Origin of the sequence: Kosakonia pseudosacchari (assembly GCF_015167415.1) — a bacterium.
Taxonomy (GTDB): Bacteria; Pseudomonadota; Gammaproteobacteria; order Enterobacterales; family Enterobacteriaceae; genus Kosakonia; species Kosakonia pseudosacchari.
The window spans coordinates 1,885,290-1,903,811 of sequence record NZ_CP063425.1 but is presented as its reverse complement, the minus strand read 5'-3'; the positions used below and the strand labels follow the sequence as shown (position 1 = coordinate 1,903,811).

21 protein-coding genes are annotated in these 18,522 nt (G+C 55.1%); 7 read left to right on the top strand and 14 right to left on the bottom strand.

Features of this window, described 5'->3' with window-relative positions:
* Window positions 1–9 precede the first annotated feature (9 nt).
* From flgK to flgB, 10 genes are all read right to left on the bottom strand, one after another.
* The gene (gene flgK, locus IP581_RS08885) at window positions 10–1,659 is read right to left on the bottom strand and encodes a flagellar hook-associated protein FlgK (protein ID WP_193822315.1); all 1,650 of its coding nucleotides are present in this window, start codon (window positions 1,657–1,659) and stop codon (window positions 10–12) included.
* A gap of 75 nt (window positions 1,660–1,734) precedes the next feature.
* On the bottom strand, window positions 1,735–2,691 hold the full coding sequence (flgJ, locus tag IP581_RS08880) for a flagellar assembly peptidoglycan hydrolase FlgJ (RefSeq protein WP_017456410.1): 957 nt from the start codon (window positions 2,689–2,691) through the stop codon (window positions 1,735–1,737).
* The gene (locus IP581_RS08875; protein WP_065368750.1) at window positions 2,691–3,788 is read right to left on the bottom strand and encodes a flagellar basal body P-ring protein FlgI; all 1,098 of its coding nucleotides are present in this window, start codon (window positions 3,786–3,788) and stop codon (window positions 2,691–2,693) included. Before IP581_RS08875 ends, flgJ begins: the two co-directional genes overlap by 1 nt.
* Before the next feature lie 12 nt (window positions 3,789–3,800).
* Complete coding sequence (gene flgH / locus IP581_RS08870; RefSeq protein ID WP_086869970.1) at window positions 3,801–4,499, bottom strand: flagellar basal body L-ring protein FlgH; 699 nt, start codon at window positions 4,497–4,499, stop codon at window positions 3,801–3,803.
* Between the two features lie 57 nt (window positions 4,500–4,556).
* Complete coding sequence (gene flgG / locus IP581_RS08865; protein WP_086869745.1) at window positions 4,557–5,339, bottom strand: flagellar basal-body rod protein FlgG; 783 nt, start codon at window positions 5,337–5,339, stop codon at window positions 4,557–4,559.
* A 16-nt stretch (window positions 5,340–5,355) separates the two neighbouring features.
* Window positions 5,356–6,111, bottom strand: coding sequence for a flagellar basal body rod protein FlgF (locus IP581_RS08860; protein ID WP_086869747.1), 756 nt, complete (start codon window positions 6,109–6,111; stop codon window positions 5,356–5,358).
* 20 nt (window positions 6,112–6,131) lie between these two features.
* Entirely contained in the window at window positions 6,132–7,409 is a 1,278-nt protein-coding gene (gene flgE, locus IP581_RS08855) for a flagellar hook protein FlgE (protein ID WP_017456405.1), read from the bottom strand.
* Between the two features lie 26 nt (window positions 7,410–7,435).
* Window positions 7,436–8,116, bottom strand: a complete 681-nt coding sequence (flgD, locus tag IP581_RS08850) for a flagellar hook assembly protein FlgD (protein ID WP_017456404.1) — start codon at window positions 8,114–8,116, stop codon at window positions 7,436–7,438.
* 11 nt (window positions 8,117–8,127) lie between these two features.
* Complete coding sequence (gene flgC, locus IP581_RS08845; protein WP_017456403.1) at window positions 8,128–8,532, bottom strand: flagellar basal body rod protein FlgC; 405 nt, start codon at window positions 8,530–8,532, stop codon at window positions 8,128–8,130.
* A 4-nt stretch (window positions 8,533–8,536) separates the two neighbouring features.
* Window positions 8,537–8,953, bottom strand: coding sequence for a flagellar basal body rod protein FlgB (gene flgB / locus IP581_RS08840; RefSeq protein ID WP_017456402.1), 417 nt, complete (start codon window positions 8,951–8,953; stop codon window positions 8,537–8,539).
* 157 nt (window positions 8,954–9,110) lie between these two features.
* Between flgB and flgA the strand changes: the two genes are divergently transcribed.
* From flgA to flgN, 3 genes are all read left to right on the top strand, one after another.
* Window positions 9,111–9,770: a flagellar basal body P-ring formation chaperone FlgA gene (gene flgA / locus IP581_RS08835; RefSeq protein ID WP_086869752.1), complete on the top strand. Its 660-nt coding sequence runs from the start codon at window positions 9,111–9,113 to the stop codon at window positions 9,768–9,770.
* 94 nt (window positions 9,771–9,864) lie between these two features.
* Entirely contained in the window at window positions 9,865–10,158 is a 294-nt protein-coding gene (gene flgM / locus IP581_RS08830; RefSeq protein WP_017456400.1) for a flagellar biosynthesis anti-sigma factor FlgM, read from the top strand.
* Between the two features lie 4 nt (window positions 10,159–10,162).
* Window positions 10,163–10,585: a flagella biosynthesis chaperone FlgN gene (gene flgN, locus IP581_RS08825; protein ID WP_020457429.1), complete on the top strand. Its 423-nt coding sequence runs from the start codon at window positions 10,163–10,165 to the stop codon at window positions 10,583–10,585.
* 80 nt (window positions 10,586–10,665) lie between these two features.
* Here flgN and murJ read toward each other — a convergent pair whose 3' ends face one another.
* The 4 genes from murJ to rimJ all read right to left on the bottom strand — a co-directional run bounded on the left by murJ (window position 10,666) and on the right by rimJ (window position 14,479).
* Window positions 10,666–12,204 carry a murein biosynthesis integral membrane protein MurJ gene (gene murJ, locus IP581_RS08820; protein WP_193822314.1) on the bottom strand — a complete coding sequence of 513 codons (1,539 nt, stop codon included), beginning with the start codon at window positions 12,202–12,204 and terminating at the stop codon, window positions 10,666–10,668.
* A gap of 107 nt (window positions 12,205–12,311) precedes the next feature.
* Window positions 12,312–13,235, bottom strand: coding sequence for a Gfo/Idh/MocA family protein (locus IP581_RS08815; RefSeq protein WP_193822313.1), 924 nt, complete (start codon window positions 13,233–13,235; stop codon window positions 12,312–12,314).
* A gap of 2 nt (window positions 13,236–13,237) precedes the next feature.
* On the bottom strand, window positions 13,238–13,885 hold the full coding sequence (locus IP581_RS08810) for a YceH family protein (protein ID WP_193822312.1): 648 nt from the start codon (window positions 13,883–13,885) through the stop codon (window positions 13,238–13,240).
* Window positions 13,886–13,894: 9 nt separating this feature from the next.
* Window positions 13,895–14,479, bottom strand: coding sequence for a ribosomal protein S5-alanine N-acetyltransferase (gene rimJ / locus IP581_RS08805; RefSeq protein ID WP_086869759.1), 585 nt, complete (start codon window positions 14,477–14,479; stop codon window positions 13,895–13,897).
* Between the two features lie 237 nt (window positions 14,480–14,716).
* On the opposite strand from rimJ, the gene mdtH reads away from it, so the two are divergent.
* From mdtH to pyrC, 4 genes are all read left to right on the top strand, one after another.
* Complete coding sequence (mdtH, locus tag IP581_RS08800) at window positions 14,717–15,925, top strand: multidrug efflux MFS transporter MdtH (protein WP_097400086.1); 1,209 nt, start codon at window positions 14,717–14,719, stop codon at window positions 15,923–15,925.
* 65 nt (window positions 15,926–15,990) lie between these two features.
* Window positions 15,991–16,638 (top strand): glutaredoxin 2, encoded by a 648-nt coding sequence (grxB, locus tag IP581_RS08795; RefSeq protein ID WP_086869763.1) that lies wholly within the window; start codon window positions 15,991–15,993, stop codon window positions 16,636–16,638.
* 123 nt (window positions 16,639–16,761) lie between these two features.
* Complete coding sequence (locus IP581_RS08790; RefSeq protein WP_193822311.1) at window positions 16,762–17,322, top strand: lipoprotein; 561 nt, start codon at window positions 16,762–16,764, stop codon at window positions 17,320–17,322.
* A 116-nt stretch (window positions 17,323–17,438) separates the two neighbouring features.
* On the top strand, window positions 17,439–18,482 hold the full coding sequence (pyrC, locus tag IP581_RS08785; RefSeq protein WP_193822310.1) for a dihydroorotase: 1,044 nt from the start codon (window positions 17,439–17,441) through the stop codon (window positions 18,480–18,482).
* Window positions 18,483–18,522 lie beyond the last annotated feature (40 nt).

The window sequence follows — 18,522 nt, the reverse complement described above, 5'->3', positions numbered from 1 at the left end:
ACCCCTTACTTAGCGAATGCCGAGCAGCGCATCAAACAGCGTGCTTGCAGTTTGTAACACCTGAGCGTTCGCCAGGTAATATTGTTGATAACGCTGCAGGTTACCGTACTCTTCATCGAGGTTAACCCCGGAGATCGACTGCTGTTGCTTGGTCAACTGCGTCACAACGTTCGTCTGCGTGGTGGAACTGGTTTTCAGCGTCGAGGTTTTGTTACCCACATCGCTGACCAGCGTGGCATACGCATCGTTAAACGTTTTATTCCCGCCGACGACTTTCGCGCTTTGCAGATTCAGCATCGCCTGACCGTTGCGGTTATCGCTCGCACCTGAGCCGGCGACAGAAGCCATGGCGATTTTCGACTCATCGGTAACCGCAACGCTCATATTGACAATCGCATTGCTCACCGGACGAACGGTAAAGCTGTCGTTGGCTTTAGGACCAGTGGTGCTGGTGATGTTGACCTTCAGACCATCGAAATTCAGCGTGCCATCGGAAGGGTCCGGCGTCACCGCAAAAGAGGTGTTGTTGGACAGACGGGTAACTTTCCAGTTAGTGCCATCGAACGCCACTTTATAATCCGTCGCCTGCACCGCCGTGCTGTCGCTCACGGCTGCGGTCAATACCGCATCACCCGTGTTTTTTGAGTTGCTGGTGGTTGATGGCGCGCCAATGGTAAAGAACTGGCCGCCTTGAGTACCATCCGCATCGAAACCCTGTTCATGTTGTTTGTTGAACGCATCAGCAAACGACAGCGCCAGTTGCCCGAGCGTATTACGCGCCTGGTCAAGATCCTGCGAACGGAACGCCAGCAAACCACCCAGTGAACCGGTGGTGATCAGTTTTTCGGGGATCTCAATATTGCCTGCGGTTTTGTCAACATACGCCACGGCAGTACGTGATGGATCGGCGCTGGACTGAACGGCCGCCAGCTGGCGCGCATCGCTGCCCTGCACCAGAGAGTAGCCATCACCCATGCTGATGTTGTAGGTGTTGCCATCCTGCACGCTGACTTCAACACCGACAATTTTGTTCAGTTCGCTGACCAACTGGTCGCGCTGATCGAGCAGGTCGTTCGGCGACGCACCGCCGCCAACCGCGGTCAGACGGGAAATCTGATCGTTAAGTTTGGCAATCTGCGTGGAGTAGTTGTTGATCTGATCAACGCTTGAAGAGATAGACAGGTTTACCTGTTTATCCTGGTCACGCAGGTACTGGTCGGCCACTTTGAACTGGTTAACCAGACCGTTCGCTTTACCCAGCATCGCCTGACGGGATGACGGGTCAGAGGCGTTACTGACCAGCGTTTGCAGGCTGGAAAAGAAGCTCTGCAGGCTGGTTGACAGTGAGTTAGTGGTATCCGACAGCACATCGTCAATTTTTGACATCTGCTGGTAACGCGTGGTCAAACCGCTGTTCTGGTTTTCCGCTGCACGCAGCTGATTAGTAATAAAGGCGTCATACTCACGCTGAACACCGGTAACGAGTACACCGTTACCCACCCAGCCGCCACCGGTCAGGGTACTGTTGCCTGAGGTGAGCACCGTCGTCTGACGGGTATAACCCGCTACGTTATAACTGGCAATGTTATTACTGGCGGTATTAAGCGCGGCCTGGGCTGCGTTGAGCCCACTCATGGCGCTGTTAATCAAACTGGACATGGAGGTTCCTTATACACTTTCAGACATGAGTCCTGTTGACGATTATCGGCAACCCAGGGCAAAACTTGAGATATTTCAGAACAGATTTTGGATATCCGTGCTGTAGGCTTTACTGACCTTTTCACCCATCGATTTAAGCTGTTGGATCATACTGGTCAGCTTACGGGCGTAGTTTGGATCGGTCGCATAACCGGCGTTCTGCAACGCCTGCGCGCCCTGCTCCGCCGTCGCGGCAGTGGTCACCGCCGAGTAACGTTTATTACGCGTCAGCATGCCCACATAATCGGAGAGCGCTTCAAGATACGAGCTGTAAACACGGAATTTGGCTTTCACTTTCACCGCTTCGCCATTTTCATATTCCGTGGTGGTGATTTCCGTGGTCGGCCCTTTCCAGCCAGGCGTGGCTTTAACACCAAAAATATTAAAGCTCGGCTCGCCGTTTTCACGCGGGATCTGGCGCTGGCCCCAGCCGGATTCCAGCGCGGCCTGCGCGAGGATTAAGTGATGCGGAACACCGCTCTGCTCGCTGGCAAGTCGCGCCGGCAGGGAAAGCTGGGCAAGGAAGTCTTTGCTGTCGCCGGTTAACGGTTCGTCGCCATCTTCCGGCACTTTTGGCATCGCTTTGCGCACCAGCTGTGTCAGCGCCTGGTTTTGATAGGAGGTCACGGTTTCCAGCGGGAACTTCATCGGCACCTGCTGCATCTGATCGGCAGGCTCAACAGGCGCCTGATCGCCAGCCATCTGCTTAACCATCATATCGGCCAGGCCAAGACCTTTGCCTGCGGTCATCTGTTGGGCAATTTGCTGGTCATACATGCTGGTGTACAGCCGCGTTGAATCACTGCTGAAAATACCGTCTTTCGGTAACGCTTCGCGCATGCTTTTCAGCATCATCTGCACAAACATCCCTTCCATCTGGCGGGCAACCGGGCGCAGGTTCGCGCCAGGATCCTGCCGGGTTTGCGCCTTCAGTTCATTCAGTGATTGCGCGTCCCATGCCGCGCTCGTCAACAGTCGGCTGTCAGTCAACATTAGATGATCTCCAGTTTCGCACGCAGGCAGCCTGCGCTTTGCATCGCCTGCAGGATGGACATCAGTTCCATCGGGGACGCGCCGAGTGCGTTAAGCGCGCGGACTACGCTGTTCAGGTTGGCGCTGGAACGGACGCTTTGCAGCGAGCCGCCACTCTGGCGCAAATCAATCTGCGTTTGCGGTGTCACCACCGTCTGACCGCCGCCGAATGGCGTATTTGGCTGGCTCACGTTGGCCTGCTGATTCACCGTCACCGAAAGGTTACCCTGCGCGACTGCACAGTTATCCAGCGCCACTTCGCGGTTCATCACCACCGAGCCAGTACGCGAGTTAATAATGACTTTCGCGTCCTGTTGCGTAACGCCGACTTCCATATTCTGGATGTCTGCCAGCAAACGGACTTGCGAGCTGCCGCCGGTTGAGACGCGAACCTGCACGGTACGCGCATCCAGCGCGGTGGCGCTGCCGTAACCACGGTTACGGTTGATGGTGTCGGCAATCTGCTGCGCCATGCTGAAATCTTCCTGGTTCAGCTGCAGGTTAATGGTGTTGCCTGCGCCAAACTGGGTCGGCAGTTCACGCTCGATGACCGCACCGTTAGTGATACGCCCGCCGTTAAGCTGGTTGACCTGCACACTGCTGCCGCCCGCGGAAGCACCTGCGCCACCGACCAGAATGTTGCCCTGCGCCAGTGCGTAAACCTGGCTATCAACACCCTTCAGCGGCGTCATCAGCAACGTACCGCCGCGCAGGCTTTTTGCGTTACCCATTGAGGAGACCACGACATCGATAGTCTGCCCCTGGCGTGCAAACGCCGGGAACTGCGCGGTGACCATTACCGCCGCCACGTTTTTCAGCTGCATGTTGGTGCCGGTAGGAACCGTAATCCCCATCTGCGACAACATGTTATTTAAGGTTTGGGTGGTAAATGGCGTCTGGGTCGTCTGGTCACCTGTACCATCGAGCCCCACGACCAGGCCATAACCAATTAAGGAGTTTTCACGTACGCCCTGTACACTGGTGAGATCCCGGATACGGTCAGCCTGGGCGAAAGTCGCCACCAGCGCTAACACGATGCCAGTCAAATACTTAAACATAATTCACCCCGGTTACATCGGCGATAAGTTGAGGAAGAAACGTTGCAGCCAGCCCATGTTCTGCGCTTCGTTGATGTAGCCGTTGCCGACATACTCGATGCGCGCGTCCGCCACCTGTGTGGACGGAACCGTGTTGCTACCGCTGATGGTGCGCGGGTTCACGACACCCGAAAAGCGGATGAATTCAGTGCCCTGGTTGATGGCTATCTGTTTTTCACCCACCACATGTAAATTGCCATTGATCAGCACCTGATCGACCGTGACGGTCAACGTGCCGCTAAAGGTATTGCTGGCATTGGCGCCACCTTTGCCGTTAAAGGTATTACCACCGGAAGCAGAGAGATCGGCACGGGCATTGCCAAACAGACCTTCAAGGTAACGCGGCGTGGTATCCATGCCGAAACTGGCCTTGCTATCACGGCTGGCATTTGCCGACGAGCTCTTACTGGCACTGACGTTCTCTTGCAGTACGATCGTCAGCGTATCGCCCACGTTACGCGGACGGCGGTCTTCAAACAGTGGCTGATAGCCGTAGTTTATCGGCTGCGCAGTTTGATAAATCGATCCATTCACCATCGGCACCGGTCCCGGAATCGGCTGAGCGGTGGTCGCCCCCTGAACCAACGGCGTTGATGGAACCCAGGCACATCCCGTCAGGGTTAATGCCACTAAAGCCATAATCGGATAGCTGCGCACGGCGTATTTTTGCATTGCATTCATCTTCGAAATCAGGGTTCCGGTGCGGCATTTACCGCACCGGATAACGCCTTAGAGTTGCGTCAGTTTTTGCAGCATCTGATCGGTGGTCGATACTGCCTTACTGTTTATTTCGTAAGCGCGCTGAACCTGGATCATATTCACCAGCTCTTCCGCCACGTTTACGTTTGAGGTTTCCACAAACCCCTGATACAGCATCCCCGCACCGTTCAACCCAGGCGTGGTGGCGTTTGGCGCGCCAGACGACTGCGTTTCCGCGTACAGGTTTTCACCGAGACTTTCCAGACCGGTGTCATTCATAAAGGTGGTCAGGTTTAACTGGCCAACCTGAACCGGCGCGGCGTTACCTTGCTGCGTCACACTGACCACGCCGTCGCGGCCAATGGTGATGCTCAGGGTGTTCGCCGGAATGGTGATCGCAGGCTGTACCTGGAAACCACCGGCCGTGACCAGCTGGCCGTTCTGGTCAACCTGGAAGGAACCATCGCGGGTATACGCCGAGGTGCCGTCCGGCAGCAGCACTTCAAAGAAGCCCTGCCCTTTGATCGCCACATCTTTACTGTTGTTGGTCTGAGACAGGTTGCCCTGGCTGTGCAGACGCTCGGTTGCCACCGGACGAACACCGGTACCGATCTGCAAACCCGAAGGCAGCGTTGTCTGTGCGGAAGACTGCGCGCCAGGCTGACGAATTGTCTGGTACAGCAGATCTTCAAATACCGCGCGCTGGCGCTTAAAACCATTGGTACTGACGTTCGCCAGGTTGTTGGCGATGACATCCATATTGGTTTGTTGGGCGTCGAGGCCGGTTTTTGCGATCCATAATGAACTGATCATAAGTAGTCCTGTTTAATTAGCCCATTGACAGCAATTGGTTGGCGCGCTGGGCGTTATCGTCGACGCTGCTGATGATTTTCATCTGCATTTCGAAACGACGGGCGCTGGCAATCATGTCGGTCATAGCGGCAACCGGCTTGACGTTACTGCCCTCCAGCACACCTGACATCACGCGAATAGACGGGTCGTCCTGCAATGTCGTACCACGGGTCGCTTGTGCGGTCTGGCTCAGACGGAACAGCCCGTCATCACCGCGCACCACTTCCTGCGCGTCCGCTTTCACCAGCTTCAGCTTGCCGACCGGCGCGATAGTATTCGCCGGATCGCCAGGGTTCAGCGATGAAATCGTACCGTCAGCCGCGATACTAATTTGCGAACCTTCCGGTACCGCAATCGGGCCGCCGTCGCCAATCACCGGATGCCCCTGAATGGTCAACTGGCCGGTTGCGCTCACCTGGATATTCCCGTTACGGGTATACCCTTCAGTGCCGTCCGCCGTCTGTACTGCCAGCCAACCATCCTGCTGCAACGCCACGTCCAGCGGACGTGAGGTGTAGTCAAGTTGACCTGGCGTCATATCGGCGCCAGGCGTAGAAGCCACTACCAGCGTACGGGTAGGCAGTGAAAGCCCTTCTACCGGTACCGCGCGCAGCGCATTGAGCTGCGCGCGAAAGCCTGGCGTGGACGCATTCGCGAGGTTGCTGGCGGTGACAGCCTGCTGATTCAGCGTCTGGCTGGCGGCGCCCATCGCGGTGTATATTGCGTGATCCATTAAGCCATCCCGTCAGACGATTAACGCAGGTTAACCAGCGTGTTAAGGATCTGATCCTGGGTTTTGATGGTCTGCGCGTTCGACTGATAGTTACGCTGCGCGACGATCATGTTCACCAGTTCTTTACTCAGATTCACGTTTGATGCTTCCAGTGCGCCGTTGGTCAGCTTACCGAAGTTGCCGGAACCCGCTGTACCCACGATAGCAACGCCGGAAGCGGTGGTCGCAGACCAGACGTTATCCCCTTCGGATTTCAGGCCTTCGTTGTTAGCAAAGTTCGCCAGCACGATCTGACCCAGTACCTGGGTTTTCTCGTTGGAGTAGCTGCCCACCACGGTGCCGTCATCGTTGATGGCGTAGCTCACCAGCGATCCTGGCGGGTAACCATCCTGATCAACAGAGGCTGCGCCGCTGCTGCCGGTGTTTTGCTGCATGGAGTTCAGGAAGCTCAGCGAGTAAGTGCTGGCAGCAGAACCATTAAGGCTCGCCAGCGCGATGTTGATCTGCGGCTGCGCGTTCGGCGCGGCGTTCAGGTTCCAGGTACGCGGCGTAGTGGCCGGCAGCACTTCGGTGTAGTTAGTCACGGAAGTGAGCGTACCGTTGGAGCTGAACGACATCTGCGCGGCTTTTTCATAAGAAGAGCCGGAAATGCTGGAGTCTTTGGTGTAGACATCCCAGGTGTTAGCCGCAGTTTTAACGAAATAGCAGTCAACCGCATGTTCGTTACCCAGGCTGTCGTAAGACGTTACCGTGGTTTTTTTGTTGTAGGTATCCGAGTTCGTCGGATCGAACGGGGTCGTCGTCGGAATGGTCGCCGTCGAGTTCAGGTTCATCGGCATCGTCGCCGTGGTGGTGGCACGCGCCGACATCACGGTCGTTGGGATGTTAATGGTCGTCGGGTTAGCACCGGTCTGTACTACCGGCGGTGTACCCGCAACCGGGTAACCGGTCAGCTGCATGCCCTGCATGTTGACCAGGTTGCGGTTCTCGTCCAGCTTGAACTGGCCGTTACGGCTGTAATAAACAGAACCGTTGGTATCCACCATGCGGAAGAAACCGTTCTGGCTAATCGCCACGTCCAGACCACGACCGGTGTTGGTCGTTGTACCGTCGGTAAAGTCCTGAGTGATACCGGCAACTTTTACGCCCAGACCCACTTTAGAACCGGCAAACATATCGGCGAAGGACGCAGAGCCGGATTTAAAGCCATAAGTGGCGGAGTTGGCAATGTTGTTACCAATGACATCGAGGTTGGTGGCCGCAGCATCTAGGCCGCTGACCGCTTGTGAAAAGGCCATGACTTACTCCTGATAAGTGTTTTGGCTTAGATAATCTGCCGTACTTCGTCGAGTGTGGTGGTACCGTAAGTACCCAAATCCAGTGTGCTACCGTTGCTGCCGCGGGTAACACCTTGCACCAGTGCAAACTGCAACGGCTGGGCAACCAGCTGTGTTGCGCCAGAGCTTGCGGCGATAGAGACTTTATAAGAGCCATCTGGTGCCGCGGTTCCATCTGTCATCTTGCCGTCCCAACTGAAGGTGTGGACACCGGCAGTCAGCGAGCCAATATCGATAGTGCGCACCACGGTACCGTCTTTGCTGGTCACGGTAGCGGTCACTTTATCGGCGGCTTGCGTCAGTTCCACGCCAAACGGCGTTGAAGTTTCTTTACCCACCAGAATGGTCTGTCCCGGGATCATCACGCCATGCCCAATCAGGCTTGCTGCCTGCAGTGACTGGCTGTTGTCGATCTGTCCGGAAATCGAACCGAGGGTGGTGTTCAGTTTTTCAATCCCGCTCACGGTGCTGATTTGCGCCAGTTGAGTGGTCAGTTCGTTGTTCTGCAGCGGGTTAGTCGGGTCCTGGTTTTTCAGTTGCGCGACCAGCAGCGTCAAAAAGCTGCCTTGCAGGTCGGATGCACTGTTTGTCCCGGTTGTGCTGGTGTTGTTACTGGTCGAGGAGACACCATTATTTGTCGGGTCATCCACTCTTACGGCGATAGACATGCGCGTCTCCTTTACTGTCCGAGCGTGAGGGTTTTGAGCATCATGCCCTTAACGGTATTAAGCACTTCAACGTTCGCCTGGTAGCTGCGGGACGCAGACATGGTGTTCACCATTTCGCCGACCACATCAACATTGGGCATTTTGACGTAGCCATTCGCATCAGCCAGCGGGTTACCTGGTTCGTAAACCAGTTTGTCCGGCGCCTGGCTTTCAATCACATCAGCAACTTTTACACCGCCGGTCGCTTGCCCGGGCGCAGCATCCACCTGGAACACAACCTGCTTAGCGCGATACGGCTGGCCATCTGGTCCGGTCACGCTGTCGGCGTTCGCCATGTTACTGGCGGCCACGTTCAAACGTTTGGACTGCGCGGTCAGCGCGGAGCCTGCGACATCAAAGATATTCAGTAATGCCATTTAATTAGTTCCCCTGTTGCAGAACACTCATCATGCTTTTGATCTGCCCACCCAGCACGGTCAACCCGGTCTGGTATTTAACGCTGTTGTCAGCGAACTGCGTACGTTCCCGATCCATATCCACGGTGTTGCCATCCAGCGAGGGCTGATCCGGAATGCGGTACAACAAATCGGTAGACGGTCCGCTCATCGCCTGCGCCGGAATATGGCGCGAAGAGGTCATGGTCAACGCAACGCCACTGCCTTCAGCACGTCCACGCTCCATGACTTTTTTCAATTCGCTGGCGAAATCAATATCGCGCGCCTGAAACCCCGGGGTATCGGCGTTGGCGATGTTTGCCGCCAGAATTTCCTGACGCTGGGCGCTCAGGTTCAGCGCTTCTTGCTGGAAACGAAGTGCGGCATCAAGTTTATCGAGCATGGCTCCCCCACTGATGACAATTATTTAGCCAACAGCTTAAATCTCCGCTGACAAACTTATCGCTGGAATAAGGGCAAAATGCGTCGCTATTTATTGCGTTGATAGGTTGACCATGCGGTTAAAATCCCCTCAACCACTCAACAGGCAGGAGTCTGCGATGAACACGTTGAAAGGCGGTTTAGCCGCGACCTTACTGTTTTTAAGCGCCTTTGCTCAGGCCGCTGACTTGCAAGCACAGCTGACGTCATTTTTTGCTCAACGTCTTGCTGGCTTTAGCGACGAGGTAGTGGTAAATATACGCACCCCGCAAAATCTGTTGCCCGCTTGCGAGCAACCCGCGCTGAGCGTGCTCGGGAACGCGAAACTGTGGGGGAACCTGAACGTGCTGGCGAATTGCGCAGGAGTGAAGCGCTATTTGCAGGTGGAGGTTCAGGCGACCGGTAACTATGTGGTGGCAGCGCAGTCCGTTGCCCGAGGCAGCATGTTGCAGCCCGGCAGCGTGACGCTAAAACGCGGCCGCCTTGATCAGTTGCCGCCGAGAACGATGCTGGATATTACCCAGGCGCAGGATGCGGTCAGTTTGCGCGATCTTACCCCAGGCCAGGCGATTCAACTGTCAATGTTGCGCCAGGCGTGGCGGGTTAAAGCGGGTCAGCGTGTACAGGTCGTGGCGTCGGGCGATGGCTTTAGTGTGAACGGCGAAGGTCAGGCACTGAACAATGCGGCGGTGGCGCAAAACGCCCGCGTGCGCATGGCTTCAGGGCAGATTGTCAGCGGTGTGGTGAACGCTGATGGGAATATTCTGATTAACCTATAATCTTTTTAAAGAATTCATGTCGCCTGCCGATAATTAAGCAACGACTAAAGATATCAGGCCCGAAACGCCGGGATACCTCGATGAGGACAACACTATGAGCATTGATCGCACATCGTCTTTAAAACCGGTTAGTTCCGTTCAACAGCGCGAAACTAACGAGACCCAAACGCAAAAAACGCGTCTGGAAAAAGCGGCTACGGCAAACAGCACCAGCGTGACCCTCAGCGGCGCGCAAACCAAGCTGATGCAGGCTGGCGCTAATGACATCAATATGGAACGCGTGGAACAGCTGAAAACCGCGATTCGTAATGGTGAACTGAAGATGGACACCGGCAAAATCGCCGATGCCCTGATTGATGAAGCGAAGAGTTACTTGCAGAGTAAATAACAGTATGAATCGACTGTCAGACATTCTTGATCAAATGACAGTTATCCTGAGCGCTCTTAAAGACGTGATGGATGCTGAGCAAAAACAGCTTTCCGTAGGTAACATTCAAAGCAGCGCATTGCAGCGTATCACGGAAGAAAAAAGCTCATTGCTCGCCACACTGGATTACCTGGAGCAACAGCGTCGTTCGGCACAAAAAGCGCAACATAGCGCGAACGACGACATCGCCGATCGCTGGCAAACCATTACGCAGAAAACGCAGCATTTGCGCGACCTTAACCAGCACAATGGATGGCTGCTGGAAGGACAAATTGCGCGTAACCAGCAAGCGCTGGAGCTGCTGAAGCCGCATCAGGAACCGAGCCTGTACGGCGCGAATGGCTATACCGCTTCCGCCAGCCGTGGCGGAAAGAAAATCTCGATTTAAGCACACCTCTTTTGTTTGCCAGGGATAATTCCCTGGCAATTTGCTTTTCTCTTTTCCCGCTTCAACTTCTCTGCACCGACTTACGCCGTGGTACGACGCGCGAACTCTTTCACTTTAAAGCCCAGCAGCGCCAGCGTGGCGAAATAGGCCATTACGCCGACCAGCACGACGGCCATCAACCGCAGCAGGCGATAAGGCATGGTGCCGGTTGACCATTCCGGCATGACATACAGCATGCCCACTAATGCCGCGGCCATCACCAGCACTGCAACCACCAGGCGCAGCAGGAAACTTGCCCAGCCCGGCTGCGGCGTAAAGATCTGCTGCTTACGCAGCTGCCAGTAGAGTAGCCCGGCGTTCAGACAGGCCGCCAGACCAATCGACAGCGACAACCCGGCGTGTTTCAGTGGCCCGATAAACGCAAGGTTCATTAATTGCGTCATTACCAGCGTGACAATGGCAATCTTCACCGGCGTTTTAATGTTCTGTCGCGAGTAGAAGCCCGGCGCCAGCACTTTCACTACAATCAGCCCCATCAACCCCACCGAGTAGGCGATTAACGCGCGCTGCGTCATTAACGCATCAAATGCGGTGAATTTACCGTACTGGAACAGCGAAACGGTCAACGGTTTCGCCAGGATGCCAAGCGCCACGGCGCTCGGCAACGCCAGCAGAAAACAGAGTCGCAGCCCCCAATCCATCAGACGGCAATATTCGTCGTGGTTGCCGCTGGCGAAACTTTTCGACAACGACGGCAACAGGATAGTGCCAAGCGCCACGCCAAGCACGCCGGAGGGAAACTCCATCAGGCGGTCAGCGTAATACATCCACGATACGGAACCGGAAACCAGAAACGACGCGAAAATGGTGTTGATAATAAGGGAGATCTGGCTGACCGAAACCCCAAGGATCGCCGGCCCCATCTGTTTGATAACCCGCATCGCTCCGGCATCGCGGAAGCTGATGCGCGGCAGCACCAGCATGCCAATTTTCTTCAGGTGCGGCAGTTGATACACCAGCTGCAGTATTCCCCCGACCGTAACGGCCCAGGCCAGCGCCAGCACCGGCGGATGGAAATAGGGAGCCGCGAACAGCGCAAAGCCAATCATGCTGATGTTTAAAAACGTCGGCGCGAACGCTGGCACCGAAAAACGATTCCAGGTATTGAGAATCGCCCCGGCCAGCGACGCCAGCGAGATCAGCAGAATATAAGGAAAGGTAATGCGCAGCAGTTGCGAGGTTAAATTGAATTTATCCGCCGTATCGGCAAAACCCGGTGCGGTGACCAAGATCACCCACGGTGCCGCCAGCATCCCGGCCACGGTGACAATCGCCAGCGCCAGCGTCAGCAATCCGCAGACATAGGAGACAAAAACCCGCGTCGCATCTTCACCCTGTTTGCTTTTGTACTCGGCGAGGATCGGCACGAAGGCCTGAGAAAACGCCCCTTCTGCAAAAATGCGGCGCAATAAATTCGGCAGTTTGAACGCCACGAAAAAGGCGTCGGTCGCCATTCCCGCACCAAACACCCTTGCCACAATGGCGTCGCGCGCAAAACCCAGCACGCGGGAAAACATCGTCATGGAGCTGACAGCCGCCAGCGATTTTAATAGGTTCATTCTGGTTTCCATAAGACACAACGCCTGCAATGCAGGCGTTGATGTACAGCGAAGCGCTTAGTCTACAGGGAAAAAGGCGAATTACTATCGCCAGATGTTACCGGGCATTATTCACTCATCGCTTCGCGCCAGAGCTTGTCGACCACGCGCTGGGCGAGGATCGCTTGCTCGCCTGCGGTTTCCGGAACTGTCTGATTTTGCACACATTCAATGAAATGGCGGGCGCATCCGGCGAAACCGCGCTGCTCCAGTACGCTCTGCCAGCCCGCCACCGGACGGGCGACAACGCCCTGCCCGCGCTCTTCGCGCCACTCGCGCATGTCGGTAATGTCGAACAATCCGCCGTCAGTCACTGCCTGAATCCATTCCCGCTGACTACCCGCCCGGCGATGCATGCTGGTGGTAATTTGCAGATGTTCAACACTGAAATGGTGCTCGGCGTAAATCATCGCGCCGTCGTCATTGGTCAGCAGCGTACCGCTTTTTAATTGCGCGGCACCGCCCGCCAGCCACAACGCGGTATCCACAACATGGAGGTAGTCGTCCAGCAGGGTAAAGCGTAAATCATGCGGCCCGACGCTGTCGGTACGGTGTTTATCCATACGTAGCGAGGCAGCCTGTGGCATCTGCTGTTTCAGTTCACGATAAAGCGGCGAGAAACGACGGTTAAACCCGACCATCAGCGTCAGTTTTTTACGTGCGGCCAGCCCGATAAGCCGCTCCGCATCCTGTAAGTTTTCCGCCAGCGGCTTATCCACACAGACATGTACACCGAGATTAAGCAACTCACTGACGACCGCATAGTGTGAAGCCGTTGAGGTGTGGACAAACACCGCGTCGCATTGTGCGGCCAGGGAAGCCAGCGAGTCGGCATACGGAATGCGCCAGGTTTCGCACACGCGCAGCGCCTTTTCGCGCGTTGGCGACCAGGCCGCCGCCAGCGTCCAGTCCGTTGCTGCGCCTAACACTGGCAACCAGGCCTTTTGCGCAATGCCGCCAAGCCCTACCACACCGATACGTAAAGTTGTCACCGTTAATCCCCCAGATGTGCGAGTAGCGAATCCAGACGCTGCTTCAGTTCGGCCACTTCCTCTTCCAGCGCGTCGACGCGCGCGGCAAGTGAAGCTTCCGCCGGGCTGACGGCTTCAACAACATTCACCAGCGTCTGCACATCGCCGCTAAACAGATGCATAAAACGGCTTTCGCGTTTACCTGGCTCTCTTGGCAGGCGCACCACATACGGCCCGTCTTCACGCGTCGCCAGATGTTCTAACGCATTTTCCACTTCCGCCATATCACTGAACTGATGCATGCGTTCGCCGCGGGTGCGCAACTCGCCCGGCGTTTGCGGCCCGCGCAGTAGCAGCGTGGTGATCAGCGCCACCTCGGCAGAACTGAGTTTGAGATCGCCAAATTCAGAATTACAAAAACGCTGCTCATATTTTGTCACCCGGTTACCAAAACCGCTTACCGTGCGCAGATAATGGCGCTTGACCAGCTCATCCAGCACCGACTGCACCTCGTGTTCGGCAAGGTTCATCACCGGTTCACGGTTGGTTTTTTGATTACAGGCGGTGACAACACCATTGATGGAGAGCGGGTACTGTTCCGGCGTCGTCACCTGTTTTTCCAGTAAACAGCCAATCACCCTCGCCTCGACGGCGGTTAATTGATACTTCATCAAAACTCCTTAGCGACCGGGGGTCCATTCCTGCGTGGTTAATGCGGTAAGCACGTGATCGCGCCATTGCCCGTCAATTAACAGATATGATTTGGCATAGCCCTCTTTTTCAAAGCCAAGCCTCGCCAACAGATCACCGCTGCGTTTATTGTGCGGCATATAGTTCGCCATAATGCGGTGCATATGTTGCGTGCGTTGCATATAGCGGATGGCGGTGGTGAGCGCTTCGAACATCAGCCCTTGTCCCTGCCATTTCTGACCGACGGAATACCCCAGATAACAGGCATGAAAAGAGCCGCGCACCACGTTTGAGAAATTGGCCACGCCGACTATCTCTTTCTCTTCCGGATCGAGCAGCGCGAAATAGAACGCGGAACCCTGTTTATGAAATTCATTGATCATGCCAAGACGCGCCTGCCAGCCGGAAGGATAACAATGGCTTTCGTCGCGCACGGGTTCCCAGGGTTTTAAAAACTGGCGGTTTTCGGCGTAATAATCCGCCAGCCGCCAGGCGTCGCGCTCATGCACCAGGCGAACCACCAGGCGATCTGTTACTAAGCGTACTTTCGGCACGTTACTGCGATAGCCAAACATGCATTACTACTCCTTCCGTTTTACGACTCTTTTAACCCCTTCCCTTTACTATACAGTTGCTCTGGCGCTGTGGGAAAACAGCAACATGGCATTTTCTGCGTCAAACACCATTTTCGATGAAAAGTCTCAATCAAAGGCCGAGGTTGATAAAAAAATATTGTCACCGCGCCCATGGGAAAAGGCCCGACGAAACCGCAGAATAAGAAGGTCTTATCTTTCTTATTTCCCGGAGGGGAAATGGCGCGCATATCGCAGGCAAGGAGCCTGGGTAAATATTTCCTGCTTGTCGATAATATGCTGGTTGTTCTCGGCTTTTTCGTTGTCTTTCCACTGATTTCTATCCGCTTTGTTGACCAGCTTGGCTGGGCGGCATTAATGGTCGGCATTGCGCTCGGTTTGCGTCAGTTTATTCAACAAGGTTTGGGGATTTTCGGCGGTGCGATTGCTGATCGGTTCGGCGCCAAGCCGCTGATTGTCACCGGCATGCTGATGCGCGCGGGCGGCTTTGCAGCGATGGCGGTGGCGCATGAACCCTGGCTGCTGTGGCTTTCCTGTATTCTTTCCGGGCTGGGCGGCACGCTGTTTGATCCGCCGCGCTCCGCACTGGTGGTGAAACTGGTGCGCCCCCATCAACGCAGCCGTTTTTTCTCGCTGTTAATGATGCAGGACAGCGCGGGCGCCGTTATTGGCGCGCTGCTCGGCAGCTGGCTGCTGCAATATGACTTTCGTCTGGTGTGCGCGGCTGGTGCGCTGATGTTTATTTTGTGTGCCGCGTTTAACGCCTGGCTGCTGCCAGCCTGGAAACTGTCGACGGTGAAAGCGCCGGTGCGCGAAGGTCTGACGCGCGTGTTGCGTGACAAACGCTTTGTGACTTACGTGCTGACCCTTACCGGTTATTACATGCTGGCGGTGCAGGTAATGCTAATGCTGCCGATTATGGTTAACGACATTGCCGGTTCACCGGCGGCCGTAAAGTGGATGTACGCCATTGAAGCCTGCCTGTCGCTGACGCTGCTCTACCCCATTGCTCGCTGGAGTGAAAAACGTTTTCGCCTTGAACATCGCCTGATGGCGGGTCTGCTGGTGATGTCGTTCAGCCTGTTGCCGGTGGGGATGGTCGGCACGCTACAGCAACTCTTTACGCTGATTTGCACCTTCTACATCGGCTCCATTATTGCCGAACCTGCCAGGGAAACGTTAAGCGCACAGTTGGCCGATGCCCGTGCGCGCGGCAGTTATATGGGTTTTAGCCGTCTTGGACTGGCCTTCGGTGGCGCGCTTGGTTATGCCGGCGGCGGCTGGCTGTTTGACGCTGGGAAAGCATTTAATCAGCCGGAACTGCCGTGGATGATGCTTGGCGTTATTGGGTTCATGACCTCCATGGCGCTGCTGTGGCAATTCAGTCACAAACGTATTCGTCCGACCATGCTTGAACCCGGTGCCTGATTTGCGCCTGTGTATCCCCTCTTCCATACTGGTAATTGATGGATAAGCCAGTATGGAGGAGAAACGTGAAACTCTACATTTACGATCACTGCCCGTTCTGCGTTAAAGCCCGCATGATTTTCGGCCTTAAGAATATCCCCGTCGAACTCAAGATCCTGCTCAATGATGACGAAGCCACACCCACAAAAATGATTGGCCAGAAAATGGCGCCGATCCTGCAAAAAGACGATAGCCGTTATCTGCCGGAGAGCATGGACATTGTGCATTATGTCGATAAGCTCGACGGCAAACCGCTACTAACCGGGAAACAAAACCCGAAAGTGGAAGAGTGGCTGCGTAAGGTGAATGGCTACGTTAATAAGCTGTTGATCCCGCGCTTCGCGAAATCGGCGTTTGATGAATTTTCCACGCCGCAGGCGCGAGCCTATTTTGTTGCCAAAAAGGAGGCGGCGATGGGTAGTTTTGCCGAGCACCTCGCCCACTCTGCGGGGCTGGCGAAAAATATCAGCGACGATTTACGCACACTGGATAAATTAATCGTGCAGCCCAACGCGGTGAACGGAGAACTCTCCGATGATGATATTCATCTCTTCCCGTTGCTGCGTAACCTGACAATCGTGAGCGGTATCAACTGGCCCAGCCGGGTTGCAGCATACCGTGACAACATGGCGAAACAGACACAAATTAACGTGCTGTCATCGATGGCTATTTAACCGCCTGTGACGGAAGCGTGCCCGCTTCCGTCACGCCTTTCAGCTTTTTCCGCTGGCCTTTATTGAACGTGTGTCGCATGCTACGCCCCTGCGTCGTAGCATGGCGATCACGTTGAGGAATTCATGAAGAGAATCATTTTTGCCGCAGCACTACTGTTGAGCGGCGTGCTGGTGGGGTGCAATCAACTGACCCAATATTCTATCAGCGAACAGGAGATTAACCAGGCGCTACAAAAGCGTAATGACTTCGCCAAAGACATCGGCGTACCCGGCGTTGCCGACGCCCATATTGTGCTGAATAATCTGGCCAGTGAAATCGGTCGCGAAGAACCCAATAAAATCACCCTGACCGGCGATGCGAATCTGGATATGACTTCGCTATTTGGCAATCAAAAAGCCATCATCAAATTGAAACTCAAAGCGTTGCCGGTGTTTGATAAAGAAAAAGGCGCGATTTACCTGCAAGAGATGGAAGTGGTTAACGCCACCGTGACGCCGGAAAAAATGCAGGCTGTGTTACAAACACTGATGCCCTATCTAAATCAGTCGCTACGCAACTACTTTAACCAACGCCCTGCTTATGTGCTGAAAGAAGACAGCAGCAAAGGCGAGGCGCTGGCGAAAAAATATGCCAAAGGGATTGAGGTGAAACCGGGTGAAATTATCATCCCCCTCACTGACTAAATAACAGGGCGCCGTGAGCGCCCTTTTTTTCAGGAAAAGGATGCAAACGAAAACGTTTCCGCTTATTCTTAGTGCCCGGCAAAAAACACCTGTTTCTCACCAGCCGGAGCACTCCAATGACCCAACCCCAGGTTTTGAAAATCCGCCGTCCTGACGACTGGCATGTCCATTTACGTGATGGCGAAATGCTAAAAACCGTGGTGCCGTGGACCAGCGAAACTTACGCCCGCGCCATTGTCATGCCGAACCTTGCTCCCCCTGTCACTACCGTGGATGCGGCTATCGCCTACCGCCAGCGTATTCTCGACGCCGTACCCGCCGGGCATGATTTTACGCCTTTAATGACCTGCTACCTGACCGACAGCCTGAACGCCGATGAAGTCGAACGTGGCTTTAACGAGCGGATATTTACGGCAGCGAAACTCTACCCGGCGAATGCCACGACCAACTCCAGCCATGGTGTTACCAGCATTGATGCGATTATGCCGGTACTGGAACGAATGGAAAAACTGGGCATGCCGCTGCTGGTGCATGGTGAAGTGACGCATGCAGATATCGATATTTTCGATCGAGAAGCGCGATTTATCGAAACGGTCATGGAACCGCTGCGCCAGCGTCTGCCGGGGCTGAAAGTGGTGTTTGAGCATATTACGACCAAAGATGCCGCAGACTATGTGCGCGAAGGCAACGAGCTGCTGGCCGCGACTATCACGCCCCAGCACTTGATGTTTAACCGTAATCATATGCTGGTCGGTGGTGTACGCCCTCACTTGTACTGCCTGCCGATCCTGAAGCGCAATGTTCACCAGCAGGCGCTGCGCGAGCTGGTTGCCAGCGGTTTTAGTCGCGCGTTTCTCGGTACGGACTCCGCGCCGCATGCGCGTCATCGTAAAGAGGCCAGTTGCGGCTGCGCCGGTTGTTTCAATGCCCCCACCGCGCTAGGTAGTTATGCAACCGTATTTGAAGAGATGAATGCTCTCCAGCATTTTGAAGCGTTCTGTTCGGTCAACGGACCACGTTTCTATGGCTTACCGGTGAACGAAACGTTTGTTGAGCTGGTGCGTGAAGAGAGCCTGGTGCCAGAGGCGATTGCGCTGCCGGAAGATTCGCTGGTGCCGTTTCTCGCAGGTGAAACCGTGCGCTGGCGCATTAAGCAATAAATAAAAAAATTATCGCTCCCTGTTGTAATAGCTTTCGCTT